General features: G+C 64.0%; 13 protein-coding genes. 4 read left to right on the top strand and 9 right to left on the bottom strand.

Features of this window, described 5'->3' with window-relative positions; translation table 11 throughout:
- Window positions 1-28: 28 nt before the first annotated feature.
- Window positions 29-2527 carry a discoidin domain-containing protein gene (locus KF712_18510; GenBank protein ID MBX3742984.1) on the bottom strand — a complete coding sequence of 833 codons (2499 nt, stop codon included), beginning with the start codon at window positions 2525-2527 and terminating at the stop codon, window positions 29-31.
- A gap of 198 nt (window positions 2528-2725) precedes the next feature.
- Between KF712_18510 and KF712_18515 the strand changes: the two genes are divergently transcribed.
- Window positions 2726-3049, top strand: coding sequence for a DUF2007 domain-containing protein (locus KF712_18515; protein ID MBX3742985.1), 324 nt, complete (start codon window positions 2726-2728; stop codon window positions 3047-3049).
- 27 nt (window positions 3050-3076) lie between these two features.
- Here KF712_18515 and KF712_18520 read toward each other — a convergent pair whose 3' ends face one another.
- From KF712_18520 to KF712_18530, 3 genes are read right to left on the bottom strand one after another with little or no spacing between them, the layout of a single operon-like run.
- A complete protein-coding gene (locus KF712_18520) occupies window positions 3077-3661 on the bottom strand; it encodes a hypothetical protein (protein ID MBX3742986.1) in 585 nt (194 codons plus the stop codon).
- Between the two features lie 15 nt (window positions 3662-3676).
- The gene (locus tag KF712_18525) at window positions 3677-4219 is read right to left on the bottom strand and encodes a hypothetical protein (GenBank protein MBX3742987.1); all 543 of its coding nucleotides are present in this window, start codon (window positions 4217-4219) and stop codon (window positions 3677-3679) included.
- Complete coding sequence (locus KF712_18530; GenBank protein MBX3742988.1) at window positions 4216-4623, bottom strand: hypothetical protein; 408 nt, start codon at window positions 4621-4623, stop codon at window positions 4216-4218. The genes KF712_18525 and KF712_18530 overlap by 4 nt, the downstream gene beginning before the upstream one ends.
- Window positions 4624-4818: 195 nt before the next feature.
- Here KF712_18530 and KF712_18535 point away from each other — a divergent pair, with 195 nt between their 5' ends.
- Window positions 4819-5847 (top strand): A/G-specific adenine glycosylase, encoded by a 1029-nt coding sequence (locus KF712_18535; GenBank protein ID MBX3742989.1) that lies wholly within the window; start codon window positions 4819-4821, stop codon window positions 5845-5847.
- 110 nt (window positions 5848-5957) lie between these two features.
- A complete protein-coding gene (locus tag KF712_18540; GenBank protein ID MBX3742990.1) occupies window positions 5958-6650 on the top strand; it encodes a trypsin-like peptidase domain-containing protein in 693 nt (230 codons plus the stop codon).
- 227 nt (window positions 6651-6877) lie between these two features.
- Here KF712_18540 and KF712_18545 read toward each other — a convergent pair whose 3' ends face one another.
- From KF712_18545 to KF712_18560, 4 genes are all read right to left on the bottom strand, one after another.
- On the bottom strand, window positions 6878-10396 hold the full coding sequence (locus KF712_18545; GenBank protein ID MBX3742991.1) for a c-type cytochrome: 3519 nt from the start codon (window positions 10394-10396) through the stop codon (window positions 6878-6880).
- 133 nt (window positions 10397-10529) lie between these two features.
- Complete coding sequence (locus KF712_18550; GenBank protein ID MBX3742992.1) at window positions 10530-11339, bottom strand: DUF1080 domain-containing protein; 810 nt, start codon at window positions 11337-11339, stop codon at window positions 10530-10532.
- A gap of 144 nt (window positions 11340-11483) precedes the next feature.
- Window positions 11484-14429 carry a c-type cytochrome gene (locus KF712_18555; protein ID MBX3742993.1) on the bottom strand — a complete coding sequence of 982 codons (2946 nt, stop codon included), beginning with the start codon at window positions 14427-14429 and terminating at the stop codon, window positions 11484-11486.
- Window positions 14430-14440: 11 nt separating this feature from the next.
- A complete protein-coding gene (locus tag KF712_18560) occupies window positions 14441-15994 on the bottom strand; it encodes a hypothetical protein (GenBank protein ID MBX3742994.1) in 1554 nt (517 codons plus the stop codon).
- A gap of 155 nt (window positions 15995-16149) precedes the next feature.
- Between KF712_18560 and KF712_18565 the strand changes: the two genes are divergently transcribed.
- Complete coding sequence (locus tag KF712_18565) at window positions 16150-17400, top strand: PEP-CTERM sorting domain-containing protein (GenBank protein ID MBX3742995.1); 1251 nt, start codon at window positions 16150-16152, stop codon at window positions 17398-17400.
- 13 nt (window positions 17401-17413) lie between these two features.
- Here the strand turns inward: KF712_18565 and KF712_18570 are convergent, their stop codons facing one another.
- Complete coding sequence (locus KF712_18570) at window positions 17414-18136, bottom strand: L,D-transpeptidase family protein (GenBank protein MBX3742996.1); 723 nt, start codon at window positions 18134-18136, stop codon at window positions 17414-17416.
- Between the last annotated feature and the right edge of the window lie 67 nt (window positions 18137-18203).

The raw sequence follows: 18203 nt of genomic DNA on the forward strand, positions 1-18203 counted from the left end.
TCTGGCGCGTTGTCCGCCCCTTCATTTCTCAGCGCGCCAAATCCCCGAGAGTCTTCAGGATCGTCACCCGTATGCGGTCGGCGACGGTGCGGTCGATCTCCGTGGTGGCCAGCCACTTCGGCTCGGCGAGGGCACCGTTTTTCCACAGCACTTCCTGCGGGGCGTCCGCCAGCAGCTTTTCCGCAGCCGCGACCTTTTCTCCATCCACTCCCTTTTCGCGCGCGGCTTTGATCGCATCCCGCAGCATGACCAGGTATTGGAAATCATAGATGCCCTCGCGGATGGCCTCCAGCGCCTTGCCGGGGACGGCTTCCTTCACATCCAGGAACAGCGGGCAGTAGTGCAGGGCGTTGAGTCCATTGTTCCATGAGCCGAAGCTGGGATTCCGCCCGGTGTCCGCCACACACCAGAAGCCGATGGCGTCCGCATCCATGGTCCACGCCATCCAGGCCTGGAGACGCCAGTAGCTGTAGGGATCGAATCCGCCGATGATGGGATAGCATTCGTAGAGACTGAGCTGCTGTTTGGGGGAACGCTGCCGGTAGTAGTCCACGTAGCGCGGGCCGTGCGTGACCAGGTGGGAATACTTCAGGCACAACTCGTCCATGGCGTCGATGGACGGCTGGTAGGCGCTCCATGGCTCGTGATAGACGGGGTCCATCCACATGCGGAACTTCACGCCGGATTTCTTCACCGCCTCCACCCACGCGCGGATGGCTTCGTCCTCTTTGTAGGGGGAGGCTTCGTCCAGCCCCGGCTCGTCGATGATGAGGAGGGAGAACTTCGCCGGGTCCAGGCCCAGGTGGATGACGTGCTTTTCCCAGAAGCGCAGCCAGGTGGCGACGCGCTTGTCGAATGCCTGCGGGTCCTTGTCATGGTGGACGCCCTGGATGTGGGCGCGGTTGTCTTTGTTACGGCCGGAGATGTTGAGTTTGTAGCCGTGCGCCGTGGGCATGATCTCCTTCACCCAGGTGTCGAACATGGCGGTGTCCGGCTCATCGGCAGCGGTCGCGTAGGTTTGCTCCGCGCTGAAATTTCCCTTCGGCCACAGGGTGATCGGCCCCCATGGCAGGTCCAGCTTGTAGTCCAGGATCAGCTCGCGGAAGGGACGCATGACATTGGACGCCACCCCGTAGCGGGAGATATCCCACTTGTTGAGATAGTCCCAACCGGAAAAATGGAGCGACTGCTTTTCCGGGAAGTCTAAGGGATGGAGGTGGATGTCGAAGGGGATCTCCCGCGCGGGGATGGAGGGGTCCGCGGCGGTGAGCCTGACGGTGCCTGCGGTGTCGCCGTCTTTCCCGGTGCCATGCACGGACAGGGAAACCTGCCGCGTCATCCCGGCGGGGATGGTGATGCGGTGCCCGCCTTCCGTTTTCTCTGCATCCGGCAGCGCGTGGACGATGGCCGTCCGGGCCACCGTCTCCGTCCACTCCACGGAGCGCACGCGGATGTGGGAGGCATCGTCATGACCGGCGATGGAAAGTGTGAGAACCTGCTCCCGGGGTGACGCGTTCGTGATGTTGAGGGTGGCGGTGCGGTCCTCCCCACGGATGAGGTGGACGGAAAGGCGCGGGTCGCTTTCCGCCGGTGGCGTCTCCAGCCATTGCGGGTCGCGTCCTGCGGCGGTCTGCCAGACGGTGAGCGGTGGCACGCCTTTTTCCCGCCACACTGCCGCCTGCTCCGCGAGGATCTCCCGGCCGATCTCCCCCTGCGGCAGGATTGCACGCTTTTCCGCCGGGGTGTCATTGTTCGCCTGTGATTTTTCCCGCAGAACGGTGAGCCGTTTGCGGATGGGTGCGGCCTTTTCCTCCGGCAGATCCTTGAGCTGCGAGAGGATGGTGGCGATGTCCATGCGGTGCCGCCGCTTTGAAACGAACAGCGTGGCGTCAGTGCGGATGATCTCTTTCTCGATCTTGTCCCCGGTCACGCCGGGCTTCGACGGCTTCCAGGAGAGCAGCGCGTCATCCCCGCGATGGATCTCGATCTCGTCGAGGAACACCTCCTTGCGAGTCCCCAGTACGATGCGGACGTAGCGTCCCGCCGTGCGCAGCCGGTTGGTGGAGATGTTCCGGTAGGCGTATTCGTTGCCCAGCGGCGGCAGGATCTCGTTGTCCAGGTCGTTGAGCGAGGTGAGTTCCGCCACGCGGTGCCATTCCTTGCTGTCGTCGCTCACGTAGAGATCGATGGTGCCGGGCCAGATATGGACGTGCTTCGAGCTGAGAGCGATGCCCGCGCCGCAGCCGAGCGAGATGCCGGAGATGGGCTGCCGCTTGCCCAGATCCACCACGATCTGCACCGGCCACTGCGCGTCCACCCAGCCCACGGTGTGTTCCGGATCCTCCCACAGGACTTTTCCCGAGCGCAGTCCGTCGGTGAGCTTCTTCGCTTCCTTGCCGTTGTTGGTGGACTTGTGACCGCCAAGCCGCGGGTAGGCCACGTAGGACCGGCCGAGCGCGATGTTTTCCGCCGTGGCGGAGGAAATGATGGAGAGGAAGGCGAGGGCGGGCAGTATCGGGAAACGCATGATGGAACTGGGAAAAGGATACGTCCCCCGGGCGGCGGGATATCCCGCTTTTCCATCGCGTTCTGTTGTTTTTGTGGATGCGGGTGGGGACGTCCTGCTCATTGCGGTTGAAATATGAAGATCAGGGGGATTCGGGATGAAATAAGCTCTCGCTGCATCGCCCGGGCGACGGTATGGATGGGGGAATCGCATTCCGCCATGATCGAACTGCTGCGCCAAAGGGACCTGACGAAGATCAACTACTACCAGTCCCTGCTGGAGGCGGCGGGCATCCCCACCTTCATCCGGAATGAGAATCTCTCCACCACGGAGGGCGTCTCCATCCCGGATTTCTTCCCCGCGCTGTGCATCCTGAATGATGCGGATGAAGCGGCGGCGGTGGAGCTCATGCGCCGCGACATGGATCAGGCGGAACAGGTGGCGGACGGGGAGATCACCTGCGCGAAGTGCAGCGAGGTTTCTCCGGCGAACTTCGGCAGTTGCTGGAACTGCGGCACCGCCCTGGAGGGGATGATGGCGTGAGCCATGCGCCGCACGGGGCGTGTTTTTTCAGGGATGGATGGGATTCTCCAACAACTGCCACGCGAAGAATCCCGCGATCCCCAGTCCGCCGATGGCGGTCCACGCGCGGTCGCGGTTCTTCTTCCATGAAAGCACCGCCACCGCCGCCGCGAAAGGGACGGAGACGTAGACCACCGCGCTGCCCGCCTGCACCCCGATGCGGGCCAGCGGAGGGATCAGCGCGGAAAGAAAGACCACGCAGACCCCGCAGACCGGCAGGGTAATGGTGGCGTGGCCCAGCTTTCCGGGACCAGTGGCATCCACAGCCGTGGGCTCATCCGCCGCGCGGCGGCGTTCCTCCTCCATGAACCTGCGGATGGCATTGAACGGCGCGCGGGAGTCCAGCAATGCCGCCAGTTCCCGCAGCCTGGCCTCTCCCTCGTTCCCGCACCAGCGGCGGTCGTCTCCGGAGGGATACAGCAGGTCGGAGTCCGCACAGAAATCCCGTACCAACTGGTGGTTCAGGTCCTTCTTGCGGACGGAGATGAATTCATCCCAGTCGTGTGAGCCACCTTTCCCGTCCAGAAAGGACCGGATCGTCTCCGCAGCGGCTTTTCGTTCACCGGAGGTCATCGGGATGGGATCATTTCATCGGGCCGCCTCGGCCTTCTTCTCCAATTCACTGATCGCATCGGCCGCCTTGTTGGTGATACAGCAACGCATGGAAACGCCTTCGTGGTAGAAGATCACTTCGTGACAGCCCATGCAAACCACCGCCTGCCAGTTCAAGTCCTTCTCCTCCCATGACAACAGATAGTCCGCATGGAAGCCTCCGCACATGGTATTCCCGAGTCTCTCGGTGAGTGCACCCGGTTTCCGGAGGACTCCGGCGATGGATTCGCCCAGAGAATCGTCGGCAGGCATCAAGTGGAAGACATGCCCGTGGGAGATCTTCCGGGGCAGGAAAAGGATCTCCGCCCACAGCTTCTTCTTCTCGAAGTAGGGATGGGAGAACCCTGTGTGAATCGTCTGCGGGGGAGACGTGGGAGGAATGACTTTTTCCAGCAGGGTGAAATCGTCCGGGACATCCAGATTGAGACGGTTCACCGCCACGACGCCCGGCCACACCCGCCAGACGATGATGGCGAGGATGACGGTGATCCACAGCAGGCGTTTCCGATTTTTCGTCATTCCGGTCTTTTGAAACTCAAGGTCCGCTCCTGGAGGGTGTCGAAATGCTTCACCTCGACCGAGGAATTGCTCCAAAGGAACAGTGGCTCCTGGAGAGCGCTTTCTTTCCCGATCCTCACCTCCTGCGTCGCCAGCTCCTTGCCGGTCGCGTGTTCCTTCAGGGTGAAGGTGGCGACCACGGCGGGGTCCATCACATCATTCGCCGGGAGGGCGACGCGGCGGGTGACGGTGATCTGGTATTTCTCATCGGACGAGATGCTGCGGTACAACTGCACCGGCTTGTGGCGGCCATTCATCACCGCATCCACGGATGGTACGGTGAACGCCCCGGCGATGATGAGGACGACCACTCCCAGAAGGATTGCTTTGAAATGCGTGCGCAGGAAACCGGTTTTGGCGGACATCGTGCGCGGAGTGTGGGCGGGGCCAGGGCGCAAGTCGATGTCTTGATGTGGGAATGGAGCGCTGGCTTCAGCCGGCTCCGCAGAATCCTGCCAGCGAAACCAAGCCGGCTGAAGCCGGCGCTCCATCCGGACATTCGTGGCCTCCTGTGGCTGGATTCTCTTGGCGGAGGCGGGGCCGGGCATCACCATCCCCCCGTGCTGAAACCCCGGTGGGAAAAGGATGCGGTCCAAGAGCGCGCGGCGTTCCGGGATGCGCTGGCGGCTTGGTTCTCGGTGAATGGAAAGGACTACCCATGGCGGCGCACCAGTGATCCGTATGCGGTGCTTGTTTCGGAGGTCATGTTGCAGCAGACGCAGATCGCCACGGTGCTGGGGCGGGGGTTCTACACGCGCTTTCTGGAGACATTTCCGGATGTGCGGGTGCTGGCCGCCGCCGAGGACGGGCCGTTGCTGAAGGCGTGGGAGGGACTGGGCTACTACCGCCGGGCACGCATGCTGAGGGACACCGCCCGGGCGGTGGGGGAGAATCATGGCGGAAAGTTCCCGGATGCCATGGAAGATCTGCTGGGCCTGCCCGGGGTGGGCCGCTACACGGCGGGGGCGGTGCGCGCGTTCGCGTTCGACCTGCCTGCGGCGGTGGTGGATGGGAATGTGGCGCGGGTGCTCTCGCGGTTGATGGATTTCCACGGAGCGGTCGATGATACGGCGGGCCTGAAAGGGATCTGGGAATGGGCGGAGACGCTGGCGGACCCGGCACGGCCGCGCATTTTCAACTCCGCGTTGATGGAGTTGGGCCAGACCATCTGCCGCCCCGGGGTGCCGGATTGCCTGGCCTGCCCGGTCGCTGCTTTTTGCAAAACCCGGGAGCCGGAAGCATTGCCGGTGAAGCGGAAGAAGGTGGAGGTCACGGTGGTGGCGGAGCATGCGCTGTGGCTGCGGGACCGGAAAGGCCGCGTGCTGATGCACCGGGAAAAAGGGAAGCGGCGGGAGGGCCTCTGGCGGCTGCCGCTGCGGGATGCGGCGGAACTGGCCGCACTACCGGTATCAACCACCCACCGCTACACCATCACCCGCTACCGGGTGGATCTGAGCGTGCATGACGGGGGCATATCCAAGGCGGGGGAAGGGGAAGGGGACGAATGGAAGACGCCGGAGGAAGTGCTGGCACTGCCCATGCCATCCCCATTCCGCGTGGTGGTGGAGCGGATGTTGTGCGAAAACTGAATTTCCCGTGTGACGGGGCGGTGAGGGTATGCTTTTCTGGCGGTGGAATGGTAAGGTGGATTCACGCTGGGCTGTTGGTTGTGGGGGCGTGGCTCTTGCAGGGGTGCTCCATGACGCCTCCACCGGCCGATCCCACACCTCCGGGAAAGATGGCCCGGCAGATCGTGGCGGAGCGGGCCAGTGTGGTGCTGGTCACCGCGGAGGAGAGCCTCCATGGCTGGCAAGGCAGGAGATTCTCCCAAGCCACCGCCCCGTCCGATGCCGATGGTGGTTCCGCCGCACCCATTTCCCCGGATGGATACTTCCTGACCGCGAACCACATCCTGGAACGCATGGCTGGGAGGAACGTCTTCGTCTTTTATACCCGGTCTGGAAAGCTGGAGGTGAACAAGGCGCGCGTCGTCTGGCGCTCCGTTCCAGGTGACCTGGCGCTGCTGCATGCTCCGGTGAAGACTCCCTATTACTACCAATGGACCCCGGCTGACCGCTGGCTGCCGGAAGGCACGGAGGTCATCCACGGAGGCGTCTCCACCGGCTACCGTTCCGGCAATGGAAAACTGACCTCGTCCCTTCCTCCCGAAGGGCCGTTCACCGGTTCGCGCAAATTCAAGATCGACATCCCCCTGCTGCCAGGAGACAGCGGCGGTCCGGTGGTCAATGCGGTGGGGGAACTGGTGGGCATCAACTCCGCGGTGGAGTTCCTGGTCCCGCTGGAGACGGCGTTCTTCGTGGACTCCGAGTGCAGCCGCCCGAACACGAAGAAGCTCGAACAGATCATCAAGGCCGACCGCGCGAGAAGGTAAGGCCGACCGCGCAAGGCAGTAAGGAGGGAGGACACTCCTGTCCTCCGGCGGCATTGGCGAACAAAGAAGGAGAAGTTTTCAGTGTTTAGTTTTCAGGGAAGAAATAAGCTGACCGCGAATATTGAGAATCGCGTGAATCCATTTCTTCCCTTTGCGACCTTTGCGTCTTGGCGGTGAACTTCATATGTTTCGCCAATGCCGCCGGAGGACAGGAGTGTCCTCCCTCCCTACCTGCTGATCGGCTGTGAAATCCGGAGGTAGGCGAAGAGGTCCCGCATCTGCTTGTCGGAAAGCTGGTCGAGCAGGCCCTCCGGCATGAGACTGAGGCCGGCGGCCTTGCTCTCCGCGATCTGCTCGCGCGGAACCGTGGTGTCATTCCCGTCGAAGCCGCGCAGGACGATGACGTTGCTGTCCTGGTCCGCGAGGAAACCTCCGAGGACCCGGCCATCCTTCGTGGTGACGGTGTGGTTGCCGTAGCCTTCGCGGATCTCCGCGTTCGGATCGACGATGCTGACGAGCATGGTGCCAAGGTCCTCCCGCTGGTAGCTGGTCAGGTTTGGCCCGATGTTGCCGCCCTTATGGAAAAGCTGGTGGCAGGCGGCGCAGCGTTCCATGTAGATGGCCTCCCCGGCGTAGGGATCTCCCGGCGCGGCGGAGAGGATGCGCTTCACTTCGTCGATCCGTGGGCGGAAGGACTCCCGCGCGGCGGGTGCCTTCATCGGGAAAAGGACGGTGAGTTTTGAATGCAGGCCTTCATCCTGGTGCTGCCGCAGTCGGACGAGAAGGTCGCCGGAGATGGCGTCACGCGGAATGGCGGAGGACTCGACGGCGGAGACAAGCGCCAGCGCGGATGCCGGGCGGGAGGCGAGCAAGGCGAGGGCGGCGTCCCACCGGTCACGCGGCAGACCGGGCAGGGCGGCGGTGATGGCCGCTCCGATACTGGAGTCATCGTAGAGAGTGAGGGAAGCGAGGCCGGCGTTCGCCAGATCCGCTGGCGAGGTGGCGTCCTTTGCGATGGCGAGCAACGCGGCCTGTGCCGGCGGGTGCTGGATCTCACCGAAGATGCGCGCGAGCTGCAGGCGTTCCGGTGCGGCGGCTTTCGGATTGGAAAGGATGGCCACCGCCTCCTCCAGTGCGGCGGCCTCTTTCTGCCGCAGGCGCAGGTGGAGGGAACCTTTTCCCAGCTTTGCCATTTCCTCCGCCAGTTCCGGCGGGAGCGGCGGCAGGGCACGGCCCTGGAACGCCTGGGCGAAGCCGTCCATCAGCGCGGCCTTGTCCTCTGGCGTGGGTGCAAGCGCGAGGAGGCGCGCGGCGCGGATGAGATCCGTGCGGGTGCCCGCCGCGGCGAAGCGGCGCATCAACCGTGGCGTGATGTGGGTGCGGACGATGGCGCGTGACCAGAGATCCCCCCTGCGCTCGAACAGGCTGACCACTTCGGCGGCGGATGACTTGCAGTGGGACTCCAGGACGAACCACGCCATCATGGGGATGAATGCGTCCCCAGCATCGATGTCGCGTGAAAGGATCTCCGCGACCAGTGGCAGCGCCTGCTCCCGCTCCAGCCGCCGCGCGGTGGAGAGGATCTGGCTGCGCACTTCCGCATCCGGCTCCGTGGCGGCCAGCGCCAGGATGGTTTTGTGGACGCGTGGCGTGAGAACCTTGGCGTCTCCGAGCAGGCGGATGGTCCATGCACGCACCATCGGCGTAGGGTGCCGCAGGCACTGGAGGGCCAGTGTTTCATCCAGTGCGCCGGTCTGGTGGAGCACCCACAGGATCTCCAGTGCGGGGTGAGAATTTCCGGCAGGCGCGGAAAGCAGCGCGGTGGCATCCGGGATCGTCGCCTTGCGCTCGGAAAGCAGGCGCACGGCGGTCTGGCGGTGCCAGAGGTTGGGATGGGAAAGCGTGGCGACCAGTTCCGCGTCGGTTTTTTTGGAAAGGTCGGTGCCTCGCTCCAGCGGCAGATCCTTTCCGCGCAGGCGGTAGATGCGGCCGGTGAACGGATCGATCTGTCCCTGGTAGTTCTGGCCGTGGGCGATGTATTCCTCACGGAAGTCCGCGATGGTGATGCTGCCGTCCGGGGATGGCGTGAGATAGACCGGCCGGAAGGTAACGTCATCGCTGGTCAGCGCGGGATCGACATCCGTCGTGGAGAAGGTGCTGCCGGCGGGGATGCGGGTGGAGGCGGTCAGCTTCCGGTGGAGGGGATCCGCGCCCATCAGCAGGCCCCGCCATTTTTCCGGAATGGCGGTGCCTTCCATCATGATGATGTTGTGCGTGAAGCGGGCGATGGGATGGCTGGTGGCCATGTGCTGCAACTCGCCGAAGGAGTAGGGATTCGTCGGCGGGCCGAACTTGTCCGGGGAGGTGCCCTGTTTCAGGTAGAGGCCATCCTGGATGTGGTGCCAGCCGCGGGTGTTGCCGCCGTTGTGGCCGCTGAAAAGCCGTCCTTCCGCATCGAAGTGCAGGCCGAAGGTGTTGCCACTGCCGTCCGCGAAGATCTCGAAAGCCTTCGTCGCCGGGTGGTAGCGCCATACCGCGCAACCTTCCAGGTAGATCAACGGCTTGTTCGCTCCATCGATGCCCGGTGTCGTGTCGATGTGGCTGCTCACGGTGCTGCCCTGCGCGCCGTAGAGCCATCCGTCCGTCCCCCAGGTCAGGCCGTTGGCGGTGCTGTGCGTGTCCTCCAGACCGAAGCCGGAAAGGCGGACCTCCGGATCACGGTCCGGCACGTCATCGCCATCCGCGTCGGGATAGAAAAGCAGGTAGGGCGCGTGCATCACCCAGATGCCGCCATGACCGTGGAGGACGGAGTTCGCCATGTTCAGCCCGGTGAGGACGTTCTTGTGGCGGTCGTAGATGCCGTCTCCGTCCGTGTCCTCATGCACGCTCACGATGTCCGCGCCCGGTGTGTGGTGCGGTGGAGCGGGTGGCACGCGGTCGTATTTTCCCCGGTAGTAGGCATCACGGGAAATCATCTTCAGCCCGGCGGGGTAGGGATACTGCCGGTATTGGGAAATCCACATCCGGCCCCGCGCGTCGAAGCTCACATGCGTGGGCTGGGCGACTTCCGGTTCATGAAGCAGGGACTCCACCACCAGGTCCGGCGCGGGTTTCAGTTTCGTGAGCGCCTCCGCCGGGGAGACTTGCATTCCCCGCACAGGCTCCGCCGGTGCCTGGAGCACCGTGCTCGCCGGACGCCAGTCCTTCGGTGTGTAGGCCGCCGCGGCAGGTGGCTGGGCCAGCGGTTGCAGGTTGTCGTCCTTAGGCTCTCCCGCCTGCACCAACCAATCGCGGTCAAGCCGCACTTCATCCAGATACCCGCCGAAGACCGGCGCGTGCGTCAGTCCCTGTTCCGCCGCCTTTCCCTCAAGCCGGATCGCCAGCGTGTTGAAGACATCATTTTTCAGGATGTCCTTCGGTACCTTGAAACGGACCGGCGCATCCGCCGCCGCATCCTTCGCATCCACGATCATCCTGCCGTTGAGATACACCTTGAACGGCCCCGGGATATCCTGAAGGGCGAGCGTCATCGACTCCCGCCAGAGGTCTTTCGCATCGGATGACGGATCGACCAATGATTTCGCCACCTGGAGATGCGCACGGTACCACAGCGGCTGCCCTGCTCCGAAGGTCTGTCCTTTCGCGGGAACCGGTTGCAGCACCCACTCTGCGGAGGCGACCGGTGAAAGGAACAGCAATCCGGCGACGGCTGCCTTCCTGAAGGGAAATGATGGAGTGGGTTTCATGCGGGAGAGGATTCTGCTGTGGCTGCCGCGTCCCGCGGCAGGCCGTGGTGGCGGCGTCCCGCCGCCACATTTCTTAATGTCCGGCGGCGGGACGCCACCGGCACGGCCTGCGCCGGGACGGCGCAGCCACGTTTCATTCTCCGCTGCCGATCGGCAGCAGTTCGTATTTCCGCACCACCATTTCCGCGCCTTCCGTCTGGATGGCGATGGGGCCGGAGGAAGGTTTCGCGGCGAAGCCTTCGTTCACCATCCGTCCGTTGAAGAGTATGCGGAGTGTGCCGTTTTCGGAGATGACCTCCATCCTGTTCCACTCGCCGACAGGGGCGTCGGGATCATCCTTGCCCTTGAAATCCACCACATCCTTCCAGTCCTCGTCGCGCTTCTCCCAGTTGATCCTGCCGCCCTTCACCAGTTGGCGCGGGGAGCCTTTCTTCCAGCGCTTCTCTCCGTCACGGTCCAGTTCGAACTCCGCCTCCATCTCGCACTGGACGACGGTGCCGTCCGGCAGCTTCGGACTGAGGACGAGGAAATCGCCCATGCCGCCCTCGATGATCTGCGCCTCGATGCTGGCGGTCCACGTGCCGCCGAGCGCACCCGCCGGTCCGTGGCAGTGGACGAGGATGCCGCTGTCCCGCGCCTTCTCCGCGCGCTTGCCCCAGGTCCTGCCGGTCCACTTGAACTCCGTCACCAGACGGTAGTTTTCATAGGCAGCCTTCGTGATCATGTAGCCGTACGCCTGGCCGGTGATGGTGAGCTGCCCGTCCTTCAGGACGAAGATCTCCTCCGGCTTTCCGGTGATCTCCAGCTTGTCATTGAGGTGGTAGTCCACCTCGCCCTTTTTCATCAGTTCGAGGATGTCGATCCTTTCAGTGACCTTGACCGGCTCTGCGGCGGAGAGCGTGGAGGCGGTGGTGAGGAATGCGGAGAGCAGGAGATATTTCATGGGTTGTGGGAGTGGTTGTGGGCTTTTTGCTTCTGGAGAGATTTTTTAACCGCAGATGAACGCGGATGGACGCAGATGAAGAAATCCAATCAGCATTCTTCTCTTATCCATGTTCATCTGCGTTCATCTGCGGTTGATTCATATTCATTTGTCCGGAGCCTCCCCCCGCAGGAAGGCGAGGAGGTCCGCCATCTGGCTGACGGTGATACCGCCTTCCAGCCCGACGGGCATGAGGCTGGCATCATGGGATTCCATGGAGGAAATGTCGGCGCGGGAGATGGTTTCGGAAACACCGCCTGGCATCTTCAGCACCACGGCGGCGGGGGTGTCGGAGTCGATGATGCCGGAAAGCATGCGACCGTCCTTCATCTTCACCAGATAGGCGCTCCAGCGGGCCTCGATCATCCGGTTGGGATCGAGGATGTCATTGATGAGCGCGCGCTTGTCCTTCGCCCGTACGTCGGAGATGTCCGGTCCCACGGAACTACCATGACCCTGGTAGGTGTGGCAGGCGGAGCAGAGCTGGGTGAAGAGTTCCTTGCCCTTCACGGAGTCACCCTTGGCATCGGCGGCGGGGAGATAGGCGGTGATGACCGCCGCACGGTCGTCAGCCGGACGTTCGAACAGCTTTTCCGCCAGACCCTTGATGGTGGCGTCTTTGCTCTGGAGGAAGCGCCAGCGGGACTCCGCATCGACGAGGGATTTCGGCACCTCGCCGCGGTCCATGCGCTGGAGCATGTCCGGCAGCGTGCCGGGGTCATTGCCCAGCATGGCGATGATTTCCTGCCGCAGCGCGGGATTCGCCGTTGGCAGGATCTCGTAGAGCAGCGGCGCGGTCTTCTTCGCTCCATGCTTCCTGACGATGGCAAATGCGGCGCGGGAAATGGCGGCGGGCTGGCGGCCGGAAACAAGCTCCTTCAGCACGGGCGCGGCGGCCTCATACGGTTGCTGGGAAAGCAGCGGCATGCTGGCGATGCGCAGCTCGTCCGGCAGGGAGGCATCCGCGATGATCTTGCCGGCCTTTTCCAGCAGGCCCGGGATCTCCGCGCGCGGATCACCCTCGCCGGGAGCAGGCACGGACGCGAACTCCGCCAGCGACTTCACGCCTGCCTTCGGCAGTCCTTGTGCGAGCCCCTCGAGCATCGCCGCCTTCCACCACCGCAGTTCGCCGGGCGCGGTGCCCAGCGGGGAAAGCAGAGCCGCCAGATCCTCCTTGTCCTTTGACGCGGCGGTCATCGCCGACAGGTCACGGATGAAGGCGGAGCGGGTGTCCGCCGCCTTGTCCGCGAACGGTCCTGCCAGCAGTTCCCCGGTGAAGCGTCCGGTGTGACCGGTCAGGTGGACCATGACCGCCTGCTGGAACCATGGGTCGTCCAGATCCGCCGTGGCCGCCAGCAGCGCCTTGATGGTGGCGGGCATCTCCTCTGCCGTGGAGCGAGTGGTCAGCAGCGTGAGCATGCGCGCCCGGGTGCCACCGGAAACCGCAGCGCGGGAAACGATCTCCCGCATATCCTTCCCGAAGTATGCCGGATGGCGGTGGGCAATGAGGACGATGTTTTCCGCAAGCTCCGGCGGTGCGCTTTCTGTCAGGGCAAGCAAAGGCGCTGCCTCAACCCCCGCGCGTCCGGAGAGCGTGGCATGGAGCCAGAGTGTGTGGAGTTTCCCCGGTGCGGTCGTCGGCTTGCTTTCCGCGAGGGCGTCCAGAGTGGCGCGGATTGTCTCCGGCGTGGTCGCCCGTTCGCGGAGCAGGCGTTGCGCGGTCTCACGCTGCCATGCGTTCGGATGGGAAAGCCACGTGATCAGTCCGGCGGTGTCCTTCGCCGCGGCGGTGGGTTTCTCCGCAGCGAAGCCTTTAGGCATGATCTTCCAGATGCGGCCCTCGTTCTCGCCCGTCCGCATGTCGTGGGACTTCACGAAGTCATCCGGGAAGAATCGCGCGTGGTCGATGAAGCGGCGGTAGATGTCACAGACATACAGCGCGCCGTCTGGGCCGGTGGTGATGTTCACCGGGCGGCACCATTCGTCGCTGCTGCGGAAGAACTCCGTCTGATTCCCGGTGCGGGAGGTGGTGAGGCTGCCGCCGTGGGCCTCCGGCTTGCGGAAGCGGGTGATGAGCTGGCCGGTGGGGTCACAGACAAAGACCTCTCCCGCCAGCTCCGGCATCAGGTGGCCGCGATACACGCCCAGCCCGCAGGCGGAGGTGTTCGTGCCGGAGTGTGCGTCGGACGTGGTATGGGTGATCTGCAGCGGAAAGACGCGCGAGGCAGGGCCGTGCGGCGCGATGTTCTCCCACGGTGGACGTGCGGGTGCAGTGGTCTCCGCCAGCGTTTCCGGTGGCACCACCGCGAACATGACCGGGCTGCGGTTCGATGAACAATAGTGCCGCCCCCAGTCGTCGAAGCCGCCGCCATACTGGCCGAAGCCCGCCGCCGCGTGCAGGGCACCCGTTTCCGGATTCCAGCGTAGGTTGGTCCGGGCGATGTCCGTCTTCGCACCCTCGCTGCCGTCTCCGGCCACGGGGTAGATCTGTTTGCTGTCGAGGCCGTTGTTGAAATACACCTCTCCATCCGGACCCCAGCGCGGCGAGGCCACCTGTAGCTGGGAGAACGACGGATTGAACCCGGCGATGAGCGGCCTGCGCACATCCGCCACACCATCGCCATCCGTGTCCTTCAGGAACAGCACCTGCGTGCGGGTGGTGGCGATGAGGCCGCCCTCATGCGGCAGCAGTCCCTGCACGTGGTCCAGCTTGTCGGCAAAGGTGACGGCCCGGTCGAACGCTCCGTCGCCATCCGTGTCGATGAGCCGCTGGACACGGGACAACGGCGCGCCGTCCGGGCCGCCGAGAGGGTAGTCGATCATGTCCGCCACGTAGCACGCGCCGTCCGCGTCCCAGCACATCTCGACCGGATCACGGACCAGCGGCTCCGCGGCGGCCAGGCGCACGTCGTAGGCACCGTCGATCCGGATGGAGGCGAGGGTTTTTTCCGGCGTCCATGCCGTTTCCCGAGGCTGCGCCGACAGCACACCGATGAATGGCGAGCACGGGAGCGCGGAGATGAGCAGGTGCCAGGGGTGGAAAGATCGCATGCGGGAAAGGGTCATTTGGTTTCAGGCCCGACGTTGCCGTATTCCCACGCTTTCGAGAACGGGGCGGGCGCGGGGAATGCCGGTATGGGGCCGGGCGTCATTTCGCGGGTCAGGGAGATGCCGGCGTCCGCCATCTTTGTCCCGGCGGTCACCTCTAGGTTGCTGTAGGAGGTGAGGCGCGTTTCATAGCCGCCGCCGTCCGGGCGGAAGGCTTCCTCCGTCGGCACGTAGCCGGTGCAGCCGTTCGCCAGCTCGACCGACCAGGTGAAAGGAAAGGCGCTCTCCTTCTTGATGCGCAGGCCGTTCTCCACGAAATACTCCGCCGGGTTGCTCACGAATACGGCCGGTCCCACCTGCAGCGCCTGCACCTCCACCTCCACCGTCGGGGAGTGTTTCACCGCGGCATCCAGCATCACGGTTTCCTTTGCGAAGGTCCGCTGCGCCGCGCTGGCTTCCTTTTCCTGTTTCAGGATGGCCATCGCTTCCGCCACTTTCTCAGGTGCCGGGATGCGGCGGCCGGACTGCCAGACCTTTTGCTTCGCATCCAGCGGGACGTCCGTCCCCTTTGCCATGGACAGCACCACCTTCAGGGCCTCCGCGCCCACGCGCCCACCGACAAAGCGGGACATCTCCTCGCCCCTCCGCTGCTGGGTGGGGGAGAGGTTGTCCACCTGCGTGATGTCGCCGCTCGCACCCTGGAGGAAGACCACCGGCGTCTTTGACGCGAGGCCGCCCTGAAGCACCTGCTCCAGATACTGCACCCAGTTCGCGGAGATGCCGCCGGGGTTCGTCGTGCAGTGGCAGGTGTAGTTCACCATCACGCCCAGCAGCTTGTCCTCCATGTCCCACGCGGCGACCACTCCCACCTCGGGATCGATCGGTCCGGCATAGTCGATGATGTCGGGATTCCCGATGCCCGGGTGGCTCCAGCTCTGGCCGTTCTTCATGCGCAGCCGTCGGTTGAAGGCGACCTTGTCCTCATGGCCCCTGCCGAAGCCCATCTTCGCCGGGACCTTGTCCTTGTCCGCCGCGACCACCGCCGCGACGATGGCTTCTTCCACGGTCTTCAGATACGCGGGATCCGCCGCGGAGGATTGGTTGTAGGCCAGATCCTTCACGAAATCATCCGCATGGTCGTATTCACCGGGTTGCACCATGCCGGTCGGCCCGGAGGAATGGGAGTGCGACGCGCCGATCATCACGTTCCAGCCGGGGATGCCGCAGGCTTTCTCGATGCCCTCGCGGCAGCGCTGCACCAGGTCGCGCGACACCATCAGCGCGTCCACGCCCACGAACGCGACGCGCTTCACGCCGTCATCGAAGACGGAAACGCGGACCTTGCACGGATCGTGGAGTTCCTTGTGGAAGGACTTCCCATACCCGCCCGGCTGCTCCATGCCCAGCGCGGGGGTGATGTCCCGCTCCGCGAAGCCCGCCCGCACCGGCTGCTTCGCGGGAGCCGGTGCGTCCTGCGCGGGCAGCATCACCGAAAAGGCGGCCACCGCCAGCATGGCAGGTCCACCGAGTGCGAGTATCCTGAAACGGGATCCGGATGGGTTTTTCATCGTATCAGGGATACGGGACCGCCCCTTCCGCGCTTGTGTTCTTTTCGTTCAATTTCCGCCGTTTTCCATGGGCGGCGGGAAGAGGCATTTCTTGTTACGATTCTGTTGGCCTGCATCTCTTGGATGCGGCGGGGAGTGTGCCTTTCATCCGCGCCATGCGCCACCGTTCCCTTCTGCTTCCTTTCTCCGCGGGCCTTGGCTTCGTGCTAGTCCTTTCCTCCGCCCATGGAGCGATCATTGCGGGAAACCTCACCATCACCCAGAATGACATCGGCAACAGCGCCGCCGGTGTTGCCGGTTCCTTCAGCTACGCGCAGGGGGGCATCTCCTACGCCAGCGGAAACCGTGGTGACTTCGCCATCCGCTTCGGCGGTGCAAGCGCCGCGGCGGAACTCTCCGGAGGGATCATGATCGTTTCCATCGCGGAGAACGGCCGCAGCAACGAAGGTCCCATGATTCCGGGTGCCACGCCAGAGCAGGATATCCCCGCCATCGGCCCTGGTCCCGGCTACGCCACCGCATCCATCCAGCCCAGTGGCGGTGGTTATGCCTCCGCCACCTTCATCGGACCCACCGCCATCAGCAGCGGCGCGAAGGCCGGGGACGAGTGGAATGTCAACCAATCCATCGGCTACTTCAAATACACCGAATTCATCGGTGGTTGGCTCAACAATGCGGCCAACAATGATCCCATCACCAACTTCCGCAGCTCTTACCCGGGACTCACCGTGGGCAGCGGCGCGACCAATACCGGCGGCTGGACCGTCTATGACAGCACCGCCAGCGCTGGCGTCTATAACGTGAACCTCACCGGCTTCACCGCCCCGGGCAGCGGGCTGGCCGCCACCAGCCAGAACGGCATCATGCTCGTCGTCGGTGGAAAGAATGAGGCGAACCACGCCTCCAGCCGTGCCAATGAGGACGGCACCTTCGACATCATCGTCCGCAGCAGTGACTCTGGAAATACGGAGAATGATCCCGCCGCATTCGTCTATATCCCCACCGGCCAGGAAGGCGTGGTCGCCATGGGCCGTGTCGATGGTGCGGCGAATGTCACCGCAGGTTCAGGCATCGGCACCGTCACCAAGGGTACCACCGGCAAGTGGCTGATCTCCACCACCGGCTATGATCCGTCCAACAGCGTTCTCCTCATCAGCCCGGAAGGGAATATAGGCACCAACAACGGCGACAACATCTACAGCTATGCCTACGATGCGGAAAACCAGCGCTGGGTCGTCGAGGGGCGCGATCTCCAGACCCTCACCGCGGACCCCACGCTCCAGAACATCGGCACGGAGCCGGCGTTCAGTTTCGCCCTCATTTCCAATCACGTTCCGGAACCGTCCACCGTGCTGCTCGGCGCGCTGGCAGGCATGGGATTGGTGGCACGCCGCCGCAGGAAATGATTGGCAGGTGCCTTCAGGGCAACTTCCACTGAGCGCGGCGCGCATCGTACTCCGCTTTCGGCAGCAGGACATAGACCGGCCTGCGTGCCGGGTCGATGCCGGCGATGAGCCTGCGCAGGTGGTCTTCCTGCATGGTGGTGCAGCCGGCGGTGGCGCGTGAACCCTCACCGCGCCAGATGTGGAAGAAGATGGAGGAGCCGCCGTTCGGCACGACACGCGGCGGCGCGTTGTGGGAGATGAACAGCTTCAGCGACTGCGGGTAGTCATTCTGCTTCATCTGCTGCTTTTTCTCCCAAGGCGTGGAAGGCTCGCGCTCGAGGATGATGTTGCGGTTGTAGGAAGGGGACTCCGGATCCTCCACCCACAGGTCCCGGGTGGTGATCTGGCGGTAGGGGAGCTTCGGGTTTTTCTGGATCGACTCGTGGTAACCCCATGCGCCTCCGAGATCGAAGACGCCGGCAGGGGAGCGCATGTCGCCTTCCTTCTTGAGGGAGGCGCCCTTCGGGTTCGGGTGGAGTCCCAGGCCCCACGCCAGTCCGTTCTTGCCCAGCCGTCCGGTCCATGATGCGCCGGTGGCGGTCCATTTTCCCTTCCGCTTTTCGTAGGTGGTCAGCGTGACGTTCGAGCTGTTCCACCCGTCCGCGACGCCGACGATGCACTGGCTGCTGTTCGCGGGGAGTTCAAAGGCGGAGATGAGCGGGGCAAGAAGGGCGGTGATGAGGAAAATGAGGCGCATCAGGACAAGGGGCGTTGGGGATTGGTGATGGAATTTACCCTTAGAGGGACTGGATTACCACTGATTG

Source organism: Akkermansiaceae bacterium (assembly GCA_019634595.1).
Taxonomy (GTDB): domain Bacteria; phylum Verrucomicrobiota; class Verrucomicrobiia; order Verrucomicrobiales; family Akkermansiaceae; genus Luteolibacter.